General features: G+C 75.5%; 17 protein-coding genes and 2 pseudogenes. 10 read left to right on the forward strand and 9 right to left on the reverse strand.

Features of this window, described 5'->3' with window-relative positions; translation table 11 throughout:
• Window position 1: 1 nt before the first annotated feature.
• On the reverse strand, window positions 2-928 hold the full coding sequence (locus CLV37_RS16595) for an aldo/keto reductase (RefSeq protein ID WP_106212385.1): 927 nt from the start codon (window positions 926-928) through the stop codon (window positions 2-4).
• 84 nt (window positions 929-1012) lie between these two features.
• Between CLV37_RS16595 and CLV37_RS16600 the strand changes: the two genes are divergently transcribed.
• On the forward strand, window positions 1013-1591 hold the full coding sequence (locus tag CLV37_RS16600; RefSeq protein ID WP_106212387.1) for a TetR/AcrR family transcriptional regulator: 579 nt from the start codon (window positions 1013-1015) through the stop codon (window positions 1589-1591).
• Between the two features lie 7 nt (window positions 1592-1598).
• Here the strand turns inward: CLV37_RS16600 and CLV37_RS16605 are convergent, their stop codons facing one another.
• A complete protein-coding gene (locus CLV37_RS16605; RefSeq protein WP_106212389.1) occupies window positions 1599-2918 on the reverse strand; it encodes an FAD-binding oxidoreductase in 1320 nt (439 codons plus the stop codon).
• Window positions 2915-3196, reverse strand: a complete 282-nt coding sequence (locus CLV37_RS16610) for a helix-turn-helix domain-containing protein (RefSeq protein ID WP_106212391.1) — start codon at window positions 3194-3196, stop codon at window positions 2915-2917. Before CLV37_RS16610 ends, CLV37_RS16605 begins: the two co-directional genes overlap by 4 nt.
• Window positions 3197-3253: 57 nt before the next feature.
• Here CLV37_RS16610 and map point away from each other — a divergent pair, with 57 nt between their 5' ends.
• Genes map through CLV37_RS16625 form a run of 3 tightly spaced genes read left to right on the forward strand, consistent with a single transcriptional unit; the run spans window position 3254 to window position 5092 of the window.
• Window positions 3254-4021, forward strand: coding sequence for a type I methionyl aminopeptidase (gene map / locus CLV37_RS16615; RefSeq protein WP_106212393.1), 768 nt, complete (start codon window positions 3254-3256; stop codon window positions 4019-4021).
• 31 nt (window positions 4022-4052) lie between these two features.
• On the forward strand, window positions 4053-4547 hold the full coding sequence (locus CLV37_RS16620) for a GNAT family N-acetyltransferase (protein ID WP_106212395.1): 495 nt from the start codon (window positions 4053-4055) through the stop codon (window positions 4545-4547).
• Entirely contained in the window at window positions 4544-5092 is a 549-nt protein-coding gene (locus tag CLV37_RS16625) for a GNAT family N-acetyltransferase (RefSeq protein WP_211298716.1), read from the forward strand. The genes CLV37_RS16620 and CLV37_RS16625 overlap by 4 nt, the downstream gene beginning before the upstream one ends.
• Before the next feature lie 9 nt (window positions 5093-5101).
• On the opposite strand, the gene CLV37_RS16630 is transcribed toward CLV37_RS16625, so the two are convergent.
• Window positions 5102-5569, reverse strand: a complete 468-nt coding sequence (locus CLV37_RS16630) for a VOC family protein (RefSeq protein ID WP_106212397.1) — start codon at window positions 5567-5569, stop codon at window positions 5102-5104.
• 61 nt (window positions 5570-5630) lie between these two features.
• On the opposite strand from CLV37_RS16630, the pseudogene CLV37_RS29025 reads away from it, so the two are divergent.
• Window positions 5631-5756: pseudogene (locus CLV37_RS29025) on the forward strand (transcriptional regulator); the annotation flags it as partial.
• 53 nt (window positions 5757-5809) lie between these two features.
• Here the strand turns inward: CLV37_RS29025 and CLV37_RS28565 are convergent.
• Window positions 5810-6142, reverse strand: coding sequence for a hypothetical protein (locus CLV37_RS28565; protein ID WP_245885449.1), 333 nt, complete (start codon window positions 6140-6142; stop codon window positions 5810-5812).
• 4 nt (window positions 6143-6146) lie between these two features.
• Here CLV37_RS28565 and CLV37_RS29300 point away from each other — a divergent pair.
• Window positions 6147-6233, forward strand: a pseudogene (locus CLV37_RS29300) (WYL domain-containing protein); the annotation flags it as partial.
• A 190-nt stretch (window positions 6234-6423) separates the two neighbouring features.
• The gene (locus tag CLV37_RS29305; RefSeq protein ID WP_211298717.1) at window positions 6424-6645 is read left to right on the forward strand and encodes a WCX domain-containing protein; all 222 of its coding nucleotides are present in this window, start codon (window positions 6424-6426) and stop codon (window positions 6643-6645) included.
• Between the two features lie 30 nt (window positions 6646-6675).
• On the opposite strand, the gene CLV37_RS16640 is transcribed toward CLV37_RS29305, so the two are convergent.
• Window positions 6676-7200, reverse strand: coding sequence for a P-loop nucleotide/nucleoside kinase family protein (locus CLV37_RS16640; protein ID WP_211298718.1), 525 nt, complete (start codon window positions 7198-7200; stop codon window positions 6676-6678).
• Between the two features lie 45 nt (window positions 7201-7245).
• Here CLV37_RS16640 and CLV37_RS28880 point away from each other — a divergent pair, with 45 nt between their 5' ends.
• Window positions 7246-8154 (forward strand): helix-turn-helix domain-containing protein, encoded by a 909-nt coding sequence (locus CLV37_RS28880; protein WP_170127313.1) that lies wholly within the window; start codon window positions 7246-7248, stop codon window positions 8152-8154.
• Here CLV37_RS28880 and CLV37_RS16650 read toward each other — a convergent pair.
• Window positions 8076-8975: a MurR/RpiR family transcriptional regulator gene (locus tag CLV37_RS16650; protein ID WP_170127314.1), complete on the reverse strand. Its 900-nt coding sequence runs from the start codon at window positions 8973-8975 to the stop codon at window positions 8076-8078. The genes CLV37_RS28880 and CLV37_RS16650 overlap by 79 nt on opposite strands.
• Window positions 8976-9059: 84 nt before the next feature.
• On the opposite strand from CLV37_RS16650, the gene CLV37_RS16655 reads away from it, so the two are divergent.
• The gene (locus CLV37_RS16655) at window positions 9060-10100 is read left to right on the forward strand and encodes an SIS domain-containing protein (RefSeq protein WP_106212401.1); all 1041 of its coding nucleotides are present in this window, start codon (window positions 9060-9062) and stop codon (window positions 10098-10100) included.
• Window positions 10097-11185: an N-acetylglucosamine-6-phosphate deacetylase gene (locus CLV37_RS16660; RefSeq protein WP_106212403.1), complete on the forward strand. Its 1089-nt coding sequence runs from the start codon at window positions 10097-10099 to the stop codon at window positions 11183-11185. The genes CLV37_RS16655 and CLV37_RS16660 overlap by 4 nt, the downstream gene beginning before the upstream one ends.
• Window positions 11186-11208: 23 nt before the next feature.
• Here CLV37_RS16660 and CLV37_RS16665 read toward each other — a convergent pair whose 3' ends face one another.
• On the reverse strand, window positions 11209-11571 hold the full coding sequence (locus tag CLV37_RS16665; protein ID WP_106212405.1) for a hypothetical protein: 363 nt from the start codon (window positions 11569-11571) through the stop codon (window positions 11209-11211).
• Between the two features lie 154 nt (window positions 11572-11725).
• Window positions 11726-13264, reverse strand: coding sequence for an APC family permease (locus tag CLV37_RS16670; protein ID WP_106212407.1), 1539 nt, complete (start codon window positions 13262-13264; stop codon window positions 11726-11728).
• Window positions 13265-13372: the final 108 nt, after the last annotated feature.

Raw genomic sequence — 13372 nt, forward strand, 5'->3', positions numbered from 1 at the left:
CTCACTCTCGTCCTGCGGCGGGCTCGGGGTCGAGGGTCGCACCGGACGGCGGGGCGAGGGGTGGCGCGAGGGCGTCGAGGGTGGCCAGCGTCGCCGCGTCCAGTTCGACCGCGGCGGCGGCCAGGTTCGCCTCGAGGTGCGCGACGTCGGCGGTGCCGGGGATGAGGTGGGTGGTGGGGGCGTGCGCCAGCAGCCAGGCCAGGCCGACCTGTGCGGGGCTGACGCACAGGGCCTGCGCCGCGGTGCGGACGGCGGGTGCGTCGACGACCTTGGGCGTGCCGGGGAAGGCGCCGCCGAGGGGGAAGTAGGGGACCCAGGCGACGTCCTCGGCGCGGCAGAGGTCGAGCAGGTCCTCGCCGTCGCGGTCGAGCAGGCTGTAGGCGTTCTGCACGCAGGCGATCCCTGCGGGCAGGGCGCGGCGCAGGTCGGCGGGGGTCACGGTGCTCAGGCCGATGGCCGCGACCTTCCCGGCGTCCCGCAGGTCGGTGAGGACGGCGAGCTGGTCGTCGAGGTCGACGACCTGGTCGCCGGTGGCGATGAGCCCGGGCCCGACCTCGGCGCGGCGCAGGTTCACCAGGTCGAGGCGGTCGGTGCCCAGGCTGCGCAGGTTGGCCTCGACGCTCGCGCGCAGCTGCTCGGGGCGCTGGGCCAGGCGCAGCCGGTGCTCGCCGTCGGGAGCGGGTTCGGCGCCGACCTTGGTCGCGACCAGGACGTCGTCGCCGGGGCGCAGCGCGTCGCGGACGAGGGCGTTGGCGAGGCCGTCGCCGTAGAACTCGGCGGTGTCGACGTGGTCGACCCCGAGGTCGAACGCGCGGCGCAGCAGGGCGAGCGCGCCGTCGCGGTCGCCGGCGAGGCGGGGCAGCTGCAGGGCGCCGTAGCCGACCCGGTGGACGGTGCGGCCGGCGAGGGGGGCGGTGGTGAGGGGCATCGGGACTCCCGGCGTGGGACGATGAGTGAAGCGGAGGAGCCTCCGCTGAGACCAGCCTACGCCTGAAACGGAGGAACCTCCACTTTGTCTGCCGCCCGACGCCCCCGCGCCGACGTCGCCCGCAACCGCGCGCTGCTGCTCGCCGCCGCCCGCGACGCCTTCACCAGCGGCGAGCCCGTCGTCCTCGAAGCGGTCGCCCGCGCCGCCGGCGTCGGCATCGGCACGCTGTACCGGCACTTCCCCACGCGCGAGGACCTCGCCGAGGCCGTCTACGCCGCCGAGCTCGACGCCGTCGTCGAGGCCGCCCCCGCGCTCCTGGCCGAACTGCCCCCCGACCGCGCGCTGCGCGCCTGGCTGCAGCGCTACACCGAGTTCGTCGCCACCAAGCGCGGGATGCTGCAGACCCTGCGGGCCGGCTGGGCCTCGGGGCGCATCGCCACCCCCGCCACCCGGGAGCGGGTCACGGCGGTGCTCGGGACGTTCCTGAGCGCCGGGGCCGCCGCGGGCACGCTGCGCGGTGACGTCGACCCCGACGACGTCACCGCGCTCATGCTCGGGGTGTTCGTCCCCTCCGAGACCCGTTCCGCCGAGCAGCAGGACCGGCTGCTCGACCTGGTCCTCGCCGCGGTGGCCGTGCCCGGCCCCTCCTCGTCCGGGGGCTGAACGGGGCTCAGATCCCCTTGCCCGGGTTGAGGATCCCCAGCGGGTCGAACACCGCCTTGATCCGGTGCTGCAGGTCCAGGGAGTCCTCGCCGAGCTCGGCCCGCAACCACGTCCGCTTCAGCAACCCCACGCCGTGCTCGCCGGTCAGCGTCCCGCCGAGGCGCAGCGCGAGGTCGAACACCGCGCACGCGGCCTCCCACGGCGGCCCCTCGGTCACGGTCGCACCGCGCTCGACGACGACGATGGGGTGCAGGTTGCCGTCCCCGGCGTGCGCGATGGTCGCGATCCGCACCCCCGTGCGCGCCGAGATCGCCTGGATCCCCGCGACGGCCTCGGCCAGCTTCGAGCGCGGGACGGCGACGTCCTCGATGAACACGTCCCCCGTCGCCTCCAGCGCGGGCAGCCCGGCGCGGCGGGCGGCCAGCAGCTCCTCGGCCTCCACCGGGTCCGTCGTCGCCCGCCAGGTCGTCGCGAACGGCGCCACGACCTGCCCGACGGCCTCGATCTCGGCGAGCGCCCCGCGGCCGTCGCACTGCACGACCAGCGCCGCCGCGCCGAGGGAGCGCAACGACGAACCCCGCGCCGCGTCGACGGCCTCCAGGGTCACGGCGTCGACGAGCTCGAGGACCGAGGGCTGCAGCCGGGCCGAGGTGATCGCGGCGGCGGCCGCGGCCGCGGCGACGACGTCGTCGAAGTGCGCGGCGAGCGTGGCGGTCTCCAGGGGTTTCGGGCGCAGCCGCAGCGTCGCCCCTACCACGACGGCCAGCGTCCCCTCCGAGCCGACGACCAGGCTCGTGAGGTCGTACCCGGCGACGCCCTTGACCGTCTGGCGCCCGGTGGCGACGCGACGGCCGTCGGCGAGCACGAGGTCGAGCCCGAGGACCGCGTCGCGGGTCACGCCGTACTTCGCGCACCGCAGGCCGCCCGCGTTCGTGGCGATGTTCCCGCCGATCGAGGAGATCGCGGCGCTGGCGGGGTCGGGGGCGTAGAACAGGCCGTGCTCACCGGCGGCGGCGTCGAGGTCGGCGGTCAGCACACCGGGTTCGACGACCGCGACCTGGTCGTCGGGCCGGATCTCGACGATCCGGTCCATCCCCGAGACGTCGAGGACGACCTGCCCGGCGTGCGCGCTGGAGCCGGCGGCCAGGCCGGACCCGGCGCCGCGGGTCACGACGGGCGTGCGGTGCGCGCTGGCCCAGCGCAGGGTCTCGACGACGTCGTCGACGTTCCTGGCCCGCACGACCGCGTCGGGCAGGGTGTCGGGGCGGTGACCGGAGCGGTCGGTCGCCACGGCCTCGCGGGCGGCGCGGTCCTCCAGCAGCCTCACGCCACTCCCTTCACGGGGTCGTCGGCGGGGACCGCCGGGGGAGCGCAGCGCGCGACGACCTCGCCGAGCGGCAGGTCGAGGGCCTCGGCGAGCGCGACGACGGTGAAGAACGCCGGGGTGGGGATGCGGCCTGCCTCGATCTTGCGCAGCGTCTCCGCGGGGACCCCCGACAGGGCGGAGACCTGGGGGATCGTGCGCTCGGCGCGGGCGGTGCGCAGGAGTTCGCCGAGGCGGCGCCCGCGGGCGCGCACCTCTTCGGGCAGCGGGGGCCGGACCATGGACGTGATACTAATACCGGGATAGAAGTACCGTGATAAGAATACCGGAGGTGCACGGTGGTGGAACTGAAGACGCCCGGTGAGCTCGACGCCATGCGCGCCGCGGGCCGGGTCGTGGCCCGGGCGCTGGCCGCCGTCCGCGCGCACGCCGCGCCCGGTGTGCGGCTCGACGAGCTCGACGCCCTCGCCCGCGAGGTGATCTTCGGGGCGGGCGCCACGTCCCCGTTCCTGGACTACCAGCCCCGCTTCGCCGACACGCCCTTCCCCGGGGTCATCTGCGCCTCGGTCAACGACGCCGTCCTGCACGGCATCCCCGGCCCCTACGCGCTGCGCGACGGCGACCTGCTCAGCGTCGACTGCGGCGCCGTCCTCGACGGCTGGGCCGGCGACTCGGCCACCACCTTCAGCGTCGGCACCCCCGCCCCCGGCGACGCCGACCTCGTGGCGGCGACCGAGGAGGCGCTCGCCGCCGGCATCGCCGCCGCCGTCGTCGGGAACAAGGTCGGCGACGTCTCCGCCGCCATCGGCGCCGTCGGCCACGCCCACGGGTGCGGGGTGAACACCGAGTTCGGCGGCCACGGTGTCGGGCGGACCATGCACGAGGACCCCTCGGTCCCCAACGACGGGAAACCCGGGCGGGGGCTCACGTTGAAACCCGGCCTCGTCATCGCCATCGAACCCTGGTTCACCGCCGGCGGGAACCCCGCCTACCGCACCGACCCCGACGGGTGGACCATGCGCAGCGTCGACGGCAGCCGCGGCGCCCACGAGGAGCACACCGTCGCCGTGACGGCCGACGGGCCGCTGGTGCTCACAGCACCCTGAACCCCCCGGCGCGGGTCGCTACCGTTCCCCGGTGACCCTCCCGTACCCGGCGCGGCTCGCCGACGGCGACCTCGTGCTGCGCCTGAGCACTCCGGACGACGTCGCCACCATCACCGGCTGGCTCGCCGACCCCGCCGTCCACCGCTGGTGGGGAGGGGAACCCGTGCCCGCCGCGGAGGTGCGCCGGAAGTACTGCGGTGCGCGTGAACCCGCCGTCGCGGTCTACGTCCTGGAGTTCGCGCAGGACCCCGTGGGACTGGTGCAGGCGTGGCAGGACCCGGACGCCCGGGGGCTGGACGCGTTCCTGGCCGCCGGGCACCAGGGGCGCGGGCTCGGGCCCCGCGCCGCCCGGCTGCTGGCCGTCGACCTGCTCGCGCGCGGCTGGCGGGGACTGACCGTGGACCCGGCTGTCGACAACCCCCGGGCGCAGGCGGCGTGGCGGCGGGCGGGTTTCGTCCCCACGGGCGAGCGCGGCCTCGACGACGGGTACGAGACGGTGCTGATGGAGTTCCGCGGCGAGCCGTGACCGGGCCCGCTACCGTCGGCCGCGTGCGGGAACTGCTGACGGCGCGGTTGCGGTTGCGGGCGTTCGGCCCGGGCGACGAGGACGCGGTGCACGCCTACGCCGGCGACCCGCAGGTGTGCACCCACGTGACGTGGGGCCCGAACTCGCGGGCCGAGTCCGAGGAGTTCGTCGCCGAGCAGCTCGCCGCGCGGGACACGGCGGACGAGGACGGGCGGTGGACGTGGGCGATCACCCGCGACGGCGAGGTCCTCGGCACGGTGGCGCTGTGGGTGTCCAGCGCCGCGAACTCCCGCGGGGAGCTGGGCTACGTGCTGCGGCGCGACGCCTGGGGTGCGGGCATCACCACCGAGGCCGCCCGCGCGGTGCTGGGGTTCGGGTTCTCCGACGCCGGGCTGGCGCGCGTCGAGGCCACCTGCCGGCCGGAGAACACCGGGTCGCGCCGGGTGCTGGAGAAGATCGGGATGCGGTGCGAGGGTCTGCTGCGCTCGCACGTCGTGGTGCGGGGCGAACGCCGCGACAGCCTGTTGTTCGCCGCGGTCGGCTGACGGGCCGGCTCAGTCGGTGACGGTTCCGGCGGGCGGGGACATCGGGGGTGTCCGGTTGGCCTGGAGCTCCCGTGCCCCGGCGGTGACCGGGGTGTAGAGGTTGATGAGGTTGCCCTCCGGGTCGCGGATGAGGACGGAGAGGTTCCCCCAGGGCATCACCGCGGGCGCCTGCACGACGGAGAAGTCGTCACCGACCTCCGCCCGCAGCGTGTCGAGCAGCGCTGCGGCGTCCGTGACGAGGAACTCGACGATCGCGCTGTCGTTGGCGCCTGCTCGCGGTGCACGGTCGGTGATGAACGCGACCCGCCCGGGGGACGTGAGCGCGAAGGTGGCCGAGGGTGTCACCAGCTCGACGAAGTCGTCGGTCAGGTACTGCGCAGTGGTGCCCGTCAGGACCTCGTAGAACCTGACCGAGCGCGGCAGGTCGTCGGTGATCAGGCGGACGGAGGCCAACTGGACGGTGTTCGAGGTGGTCATGGTGGCGACGCTAGGAGGCTTTGCGGTCAGAACACGTCCACATGCGGGAGAGACTGTCGGGATGGCGCGACCGACGGCCAACGTGCTGGCGTTGCTGGAGCTGCTGCAGTCCGGCCGGACGTACGGTTCGGCCGAGCTCGCGCGCCGGTTGGGCGTCGACGGACGCACCGTGCGCCGCTACGTGGATCACCTGGCCGACCTCGACGTCCCGGTGGAGTCGACCCGGGGCAGGTACGGCGGCTACCGGCTGTCTCGCTCCTCCCGCCTGCCGCCGTTGATGTTCACCGACGAGGAGGCCGTGGCCGTGGTGTGGGCCCTGCTGTCCACGGCCCGGTCCAGCACCGGCCCCACGAGCCTGCTCGACGTCGAGACCGCCACGGCGAAGGTGCGTCGCGTCCTGCCGCCGGCCCTGGCGCAGCGCATCGACGACGTGGTGCGGACGGTGACGTTCACCGCCCGCGCCGACGGGAACGGTGCCGAGGACCCGGCCCCCCGCAGGCGTCCGCCCTCCTCCGCCGAGGTGCTGCTGGACGTGGCGCACGCCGTCGTGCACCGGCGCGTCGTCACCTTCACGTACGCACCCCGATGCGGGCGGCCGCGGGCGCGTGACGTCCAGCCGTACGCGGTCGTGGCGCACGGTGAGGCGCTGTACCTCAGCGCCCACGACGTCGGCCACGACGCGGTGCGGACCTTCCGCCTCGATCGGATCTCCGACGTGCACGTTCGCCAGGACCTTCGTGCCCCCGCCGGACGTCGACGCCGTCCACGCCGTCCTGGGACCCCTAGCCCCCGATCCACTGCGGTACGAGGTGTCCGTCCTCGTCCGTGCCACTGTTCCCCACGTGCGGCAGTTCATGCCCGAGACCTTGGTCTCGGTCCAGCCCCTGCCCGAGCACGGCGGGCAGACCGGTTGGCTGCGCGTGTTCGTGCGCGCCGAGCGCCTCGAGTGGGTCGCGGCCAGGCTCGCCGCGCTCGACCGCCCCTTCGTGGTGGAGGCACCCGAGGCCTTGCAGCAGGTGGTGGCCGACCTCGGGCGGCGCCTCGTCGACAGGGTGCAGGTGCGCTCGGCCGGCTGACGTCGCCGACGCCCGGACCCACCGCCGCGCTCAACCGAGCACGAGGCGGACCGCGTCGGCGATCTCCAGCACCGCCGTGTCGACGACCGTCCGGGGACCGGTCCACGGCACGAAGTCGTTGCGCTGCAAGTCGTCCCACGTCGGTTCGGGGTGGCCGGGGATGTCGGCGACGCGGTGCTCGACGCGCGCGCGGTGCAGCGCGGGGTCGGAGCAGACGACCTCCACGTCGCGCACGCCCACCCCGGCCCCGCTCGCCACCCGCCACCACAGCTCGCGCGTCACGGGCAGGGGGTTCACCCCGTCGGCGACGACGGTGTGGCCCTGCCGCAGGAGGTCGGCGGCCACGGCGCGCGCCACGTAGTACCCCTGCGGCCCGACCGGGTGGGTCGCGGCGCCGGAGTCCACGAGCGCCTGCTCGATCGTGTCGATCCGCACGTGGGCGGCGCCGACGGCCGCGACCAGGGCGCGCGCCAGGGTGGTCTTGCCGGTTCCGGGCAGCCCGGACAGGACGATGAGCACCACGGCAGTCCACCAGGGCAGCAGCGTCCGCGACATGCTCGGCACGCTCGGGGGCATGTCCCGGCGTCTACGCTCGCCAGGGTGCTGAGCGATCTCCTCGGGGCGACGGCGCGCTCGGACGTGACGTTGTCGTACCTGGCCGAACCGTGGGGCCTGCGGTTCGCGACGCGGTCGGCGCTGACGGTCCACGTCGTCGTGCGGGGCGCGGTGCGGGCCGGGGACGGGCTGCTCGCCGCGGGGGACGTCCTGCTGGTCCGCGGCGAGCACACGATCACCGACCCGTCCGGGAGCACCCCCGGGGCGGTCGTCGAGGGTACGGGGCGCGTCCGCGCGGCCGGTGAGGGACCCGGGGCCGCCGGGGACCGGTGGCGGCTGCGGCAACCGCGCAGCTACGGCGACGGGTTGTCCGCCCGCACCCTCGTCGTGCACGCGACGTACCCGGCGCCCGACGTCGTCGGGCGCCGGGCGCTGGCGGGATTCCCCGCCTCGGTCCGGGGCGCGGTCCCGGCACCGTTGCGGGACCTGCTCGTCGCCGAGGCCGTGCGCGAGGGGCCGGTGCAGCGGGCGGTGCTGGACCGTCTCGTGGACCTGGTCGTCGTGACGGTCGTGCGCGACCGGGGTGGCCCGGGGTTGTCCGGTGCGCTGGGAGACCCGGTCGTGGGCCCGGCCCTGGACCTGCTGCACGCCGATCCGGCCCACCGGTGGACGGTCGCGGAACTCGCGGCGCGGGTGGGGGTCTCGCGGGCGGCCCTCGCCCGCCGGTTCGCCGCCCTCACCGGGTCCGGGCCCATCGGCTACCTCAGCGAGCACCGGCTCGACCTGGCCGCGGACCTGGTGCGCGGTGGCGACCGCACGCTGAACTCCGTCGCCCGCGCCGTCGGGTACTCCGACGGTTTCGCGCTGAGCGCGGCCTACCGGCGGCGCTTCGGCCGCCCGCCCTCGGCGGACCGGGGCCGGGATTCCGAGCGGGGTTCTGAGACGGCCTGGTAGGTGCGCTGCAGGGTCTCGGTGGCCGAGCTCCCGAGCCGGCGCACGACGGCGACGTAGAGCGCGTCCAGGACCAGGGCGGCGCCGGCGCGGCTGGCCATCGCCCCTGCGCGGTAGGCGGTCTCGCGCCCGGTGGCGACGAGCACGTGGTGGGCGGCGCGGGCCAGGGGGTTCGTCGCCGAACTCGTGACGGCGACGACGACCGCCCCGCGGTCGCGGGCCCGGAGCGCGGCGGCGACGACGTCGGGGGTGGTCCCCGAGCGGCTCACGACGAGGGCGACGTCACCGGCGCGCAGGGTCTCGGAACTGACGAGGGCGGCGTGGCCCTCGGTCCGCAACCGCGTGCCCAGGCCCACCCGCACGGCCTTGTGGTCGAAGTCGGCGGCCAGCAGCCCGGAGGTGCCGATCCCGCAGCAGTCGACGAACCGGGCCCCGTGCACGGCCGCGGCGGCCGCGTCGAGGGCGTCGAGGTCGAGGGTGCGGGCGGTGGCGTGGACGGCCTCGCTCTCCAGGGCGGCCAGCCGGGCGACGACCCCGGCGAGGTCGGTGGCGTCCTCGGGGGACCCGGTCAGCAGGGCGGCGGGTTCGGGGGCGGCTCCCGCGGCGGCCAGCGCGAGCCGCAGCTGCGGGTAGCCCGCGAAACCCAGCGACCGGGCGGTGCGGACGACGGTCGCCTCGCTCGTGCCCGTGCGGGTCGCGAGGTCGGTCACGGTCCACTGCGCGGCGCCGGTCGGGTCGTCGAGGAGTTCGGTGAGGACCCGGGCCGTGGACGCGGTGGCCGCGGGGAGGGCGGCGAGCAGGTGCGCCCGCAGGGGTGCGGTCACGGCGGCTCCCTCCGGTCGGGTCTGGTGAGAACTTTCATCGTCCGGTACGGTCGTGTCAACTTCCTTCAAGAGTTGGAGCCTGCCGTGAGCGCCCCCCGTGGTCACCTCGTCCGTTCCGAGATCGCCGAGCAGCCGGCCGTCGCCGACCGGGTCCTGTCCGCCGCCGGCGGCGAGCTGGCCCGCGTCGCCGCCGTGCTGCGCGAGGCGGCCCCGCGCGCCGTCCTGCTCACCGCCCGCGGCACCAGCGACCACGCCGCCCTGTACGCCAAGTACCTGATCGAGGTCGGCCTGGGCCTGCCCTGCGGGCTGACGTCGACCTCGACGCTCACCGTCTACGGGGCGACGCCGGACCTGCGCGGCGTGCTGTGGATCAGCATCAGCCAGTCCGGCGGCTCGCCCGACCTCGTCGAGTCCACCGCGGCCGCCCGCCGGGCCGGGGCGATCACCCTGGCGGTGACGAACAACCCCGGTTCCCCGCTGGCCGCCGCCGCCGAGCACCACCTCGACGTGCACGCCGGCCCGGAGCTCGCCGTCGCCGCGACCAAGAGCTACACCGCCCAGCTGCTGACCTTGTGGCTGCTCGTGACCACCTGGCGCGCAGGCGATCTCACCCCGGCGCAGGAGGTCCCGCAGTTCCTCGCGCAGGCCGTCGCCGCCGACGACGTGCCGGAGGTCTCGGCCCGGTACCGCTTCGTCGACCGGCTCGTGGTCACCGCCCGCGGGTACTCCTACCCGACCGCGCGCGAGGCCGCGCTCAAGCTCATGGAGACCTCGTACCTGTCGGCGCAGGCGTTCTCCGCGGCCGACCTCATGCACGGTCCGCTGGCCATGGTCGACGCCGACCGGCCCGTCATCGCCGTCGTGCCCGAGGGCCCGGGCGGGGAGGCGATCGCCCCCGTCCTGGCCGCCCTGCACGAACGCGGCGCCGACGTGTGCGCCGTCGCCCCGGCGGGTCTGGCCCCGGACGCGACCGTGCGCCTCGCCCTGCCGTCGGGGATGCCCGAGGACCTCGCGCCCATCGTGCAGATCGTCCCGCTGCAGCGGCTCGCGCTGGAGATGGCCGTCGCCCGCGGGCTCGACCCGGACGCCCCGCGCGGGCTGCGCAAGGTGACGGAGACGCGGTGACCGTCCTCGCGCGCGGCGCCGTCCGCACGGGGACGCGCACCGCGGAGTGGGTGCTGCTCGACGGGCCGCGCGTCCTGCGGACGGGCACCGGGCCCGCCCCCGCGGCCGACGAGGTCGTCGACGGCGCCCACGTCGTCCCGGGGTTCGTCGACGTGCACTGCCACGGCGGGGGAGGGGTGAGCTTCGGCGGGTCCGTCGAGGACGCGCTGACGGTGGCCGCGACCCACCGCGCCCACGGCACGACGACGATCGTCGCCAGCCTCGTCACGCGCCCCGTGGACGAGCTCGCCCGGACCCTGGACGCCTACGCCGACCTCGTCGCCGACGGCGTCCTGGCCGGGATCCACCTCGAGGGCCCGTGGCTGAGCCCGGACCACCGCGGTGCCCACGACGCCTCCCTGCTGCGGGCCCCCGAGGCCGGCGACCTCGACCGGCTGCTGCGCCCGGGACTGGTCGCGATGGTGACCGTCGCCCCGGAGCTGGAGGGCGGACTGGCTGCGGTGCAGCGCATCGCCGCGGCGGGGGCGGTCGCCGCGATCGGGCACACCGACGCCGACGCCGACCTCACCCGCCGCGCGGTCGACGCCGGCGCGACCTGGGCCACGCACCTGTTCAACGCCATGCCCCCGGTGCACCACCGCGCCCCCGGTCCCGTCGCCGCGCTGCTGGAGGACGAGCGCGTCACGGTCGAGCTCATCGCCGACGGCGTCCACCTGCACCCCCTCGTGCTCTCGCTGGCCGCCCACCGCGCGGGCCGGGGGCGGGTCGCGTTCGTCACCGACGCCATGGCGGCCACGGGCTCGGCCGACGGCCGCTACCGCCTCGGCGACCTCGACGTGGACGTCGTCGACGGGGTGGCCCGGCTCGCCGGGGGCGGCTCGATCGCGGGCAGCACCCTGACCCTGGACCGGGCCCTGGCGTTCGCGGTGGCGGCCGGGCTGGACCTCGACGACGCCCTCGCCGCGCTCACCGCGGTCCCGGCCCGGGCACTGGGCCGCCCCGACGTGGGCCACCTCGAACCCGGCGCCCGCGGCGGTGCGGTCGTCCTCGCCGACGACCTCACGGTCGTCCGCGTCCTCACCTGAGGGCTCGTCTGAGGGCTCGCCCCTCAGCGCGCCCCCACCAGCGGGGCCAGCGCCCGCGCCATGTCGCGGGCCCGCGGCAGGTCCTGCGCGCTCGCCGGCCGCCGCACCGCCAGCACGCCCTCGCGGGGCGCGGGGTCGGTCACGTCCAGCACCACGGCGCGCCCGTCGCGCAGCATGACGTCCAGCAGGCGTTCGCCGTCCCCGGTCGTGGCCACCGCGCGCGAGCGCAGCAGGTGCCCCACCGCCGTCGTGCGCGCCATGCGCAGCAGCAACGACTCGTCGTCGAGGTGGTTCAGCTCCGGCCGGCGCAGCAGCGTCCGGGCCAGCGCGCTGATCTCGGCCGCGGTGGCCGGCGGGACGACGGCGGGTCGTGAGCGGTGCAGCACGGTGGGTCCTCTGGGTCGACGGTCACCAGCCCCTCGTGGGCTGCCCGTTCCCCACTGCTGTCGGCGGCGGGGGCCGGTGACGCGATCGGCCGTTCGGGGGGCGTCCGGCCGTGCCGCGCGTGGGTGGACGTCCGGAGGCCCGGTCGGGGGCCGGTCAGAGGCCGCCGATGGGCGGCGCGCCGGTCTCCGGGACGAGGATCGGCGTGTCCGCGTCGAGCGTGCGGCCCGTGAAGAACGGCCGCAGCCGGGTCGCGCACAGCAGCATCAGCGGGACGCCGAGGACCAGCATGCCGATGCCGATGACGAACACCCCGCCGAGCGGGCCGAACGTCGTGAACCCGTAGTCGGGCTTCAGCATGTCCACGCAGGACTGCACGAACGCCCACAGCATCGCCAGCCCGCCCAGGGCCGGGAGCACCCCGCGCAGCAGCAGGTCGCGCGCCGAACGGGTCAGGGTCCGGCGGAAGTACCAGATGCAGGAGAACGCGGTGATGCCGTAGTAGAACGCCACGGCCAGCCCGAGGGAGGCGATCGAGTCCTGCAGCGCGTTCTGGCTCACCAGGCTCAGGACGACGTAGAACGCGACGGCCGCCGCGCCCATGACGACCGTGCCGAACGAGGGCGTCTTGTACCGGGGGTGGACGTTGGCGAACCGGCGCGGCAGGGCCCCGTACACGGCCATCGACAGGGTCCCGCGGGCCGTGGGCAGGATCGTCGTCTGCGTCGAGCTCGCCGCCGAGATCGCGACGGTGATGAGCAGGAGCCCCGACATCACGGCGCCGCCGACCGGGTGCCCGAGCGTGGACAGGACGTCGTCGGCGTTGTCGGGGTTGTTCAGCCCGATGCCCGTGGTGCCGAACCCGGCGTACGCCTGCACGGCGACCGCGACGAGCACGTAGGTCACGACGAGGATCACGGTGGCCAGCAGGGCCGCCCGGCCCGGGGTCCGGTCGGAGTCGCGCGTCTCCTCGCTCACCGCCAGGCAGGCGTCCCAGCCCCAGTAGATGAAGATGCACAGGATGACTGCCTCGGCCATCGCCGACCCGCTGACCCCGAACGGGGAGAACCAGTCCCAGGACGGGCGCACGGCCTGCGAGCCCGCGCCGCCGGAGTAGACCAGCCACAACGCGCCGACGGAGACGATCGCGAGGACGGCGAACTGCACGATGACGAGGGCGTTCTGGATGCGCTCGGAGATCGTGATGCCGCGGTAGCTGACCCACGTCATGCCGACGATGAAGACCAGGCCGAGCGCGGTGCGCAGCAGCAGGCTGTCCGCCGCCGCGTCCAGGCCGAGGAACCGCAGCGTGTAGACCGCGGAGATCTCCGCGACGTTGGCCAGGACGATGATCGCCGAGACGGCCACGCCCCACCCGCCCATCCAGCCCACCCACGGGCCGAAGGCCTTGGTGCCCCAGGTGAACGTCGTCCCGCAGTCGGGGGCGGCGCGGTTGAGCTCGCGGTAGGCGACGGCGACCAGCAGCATCGGGACGAAGGCGAGGAGGAACATCGCGGGGGCCTTGTCGTGCACGGCGAGGACGACGTACCCGAGGGTGGCGGCGAGGCTGTAGACGGGCGCCGTCGCGCCGAGGCCGATCACGGTGTTGCCCCACAGGCCCAGGGCCCCGGACTGCAGGCCCTTGCCGGCGGGCCCGCCCGCGGGTGGTTCGGCGGGGTGGTCGGTACGCGCCATCGAGGCTCCTGTGCGTGGGAGGGGGCCAGAACCCGGGGACACTAGCAGCGGAGCGGGCGTGATCACGGAATTCGTCGTGAACCGGGCCCGAGACGACGGAAAACGACA

This window comes from Kineococcus rhizosphaerae (assembly GCF_003002055.1).
Taxonomy (GTDB): domain Bacteria; phylum Actinomycetota; class Actinomycetes; order Actinomycetales; family Kineococcaceae; genus Kineococcus; species Kineococcus rhizosphaerae.

Excerpts from the sequence above, each read along its gene's own strand:
- CLV37_RS16610 (WP_106212391.1), bottom strand. The coding sequence starts at position 3,196 with ATGGTCCGGCCCCCGCTGCCCGAAGAGGTGCGCGCCCGCGGGCGCCGC.
- CLV37_RS16640 (WP_211298718.1), bottom strand. The coding sequence starts at position 7,200 with ATGTCGCGGACGCTGCTGCCCTGGTGGACTGCCGTGGTGCTCATCGTC.
- CLV37_RS16595 (WP_106212385.1), bottom strand. The coding sequence starts at position 928 with ATGCCCCTCACCACCGCCCCCCTCGCCGGCCGCACCGTCCACCGGGTC.
- CLV37_RS16630 (WP_106212397.1), bottom strand. The coding sequence starts at position 5,569 with ATGACCACCTCGAACACCGTCCAGTTGGCCTCCGTCCGCCTGATCACC.
- CLV37_RS16670 (WP_106212407.1), bottom strand. The coding sequence starts at position 13,264 with ATGGCGCGTACCGACCACCCCGCCGAACCACCCGCGGGCGGGCCCGCC.
- CLV37_RS29305 (WP_211298717.1), top strand. The coding sequence starts at position 6,424 with ATGCCCGAGACCTTGGTCTCGGTCCAGCCCCTGCCCGAGCACGGCGGG.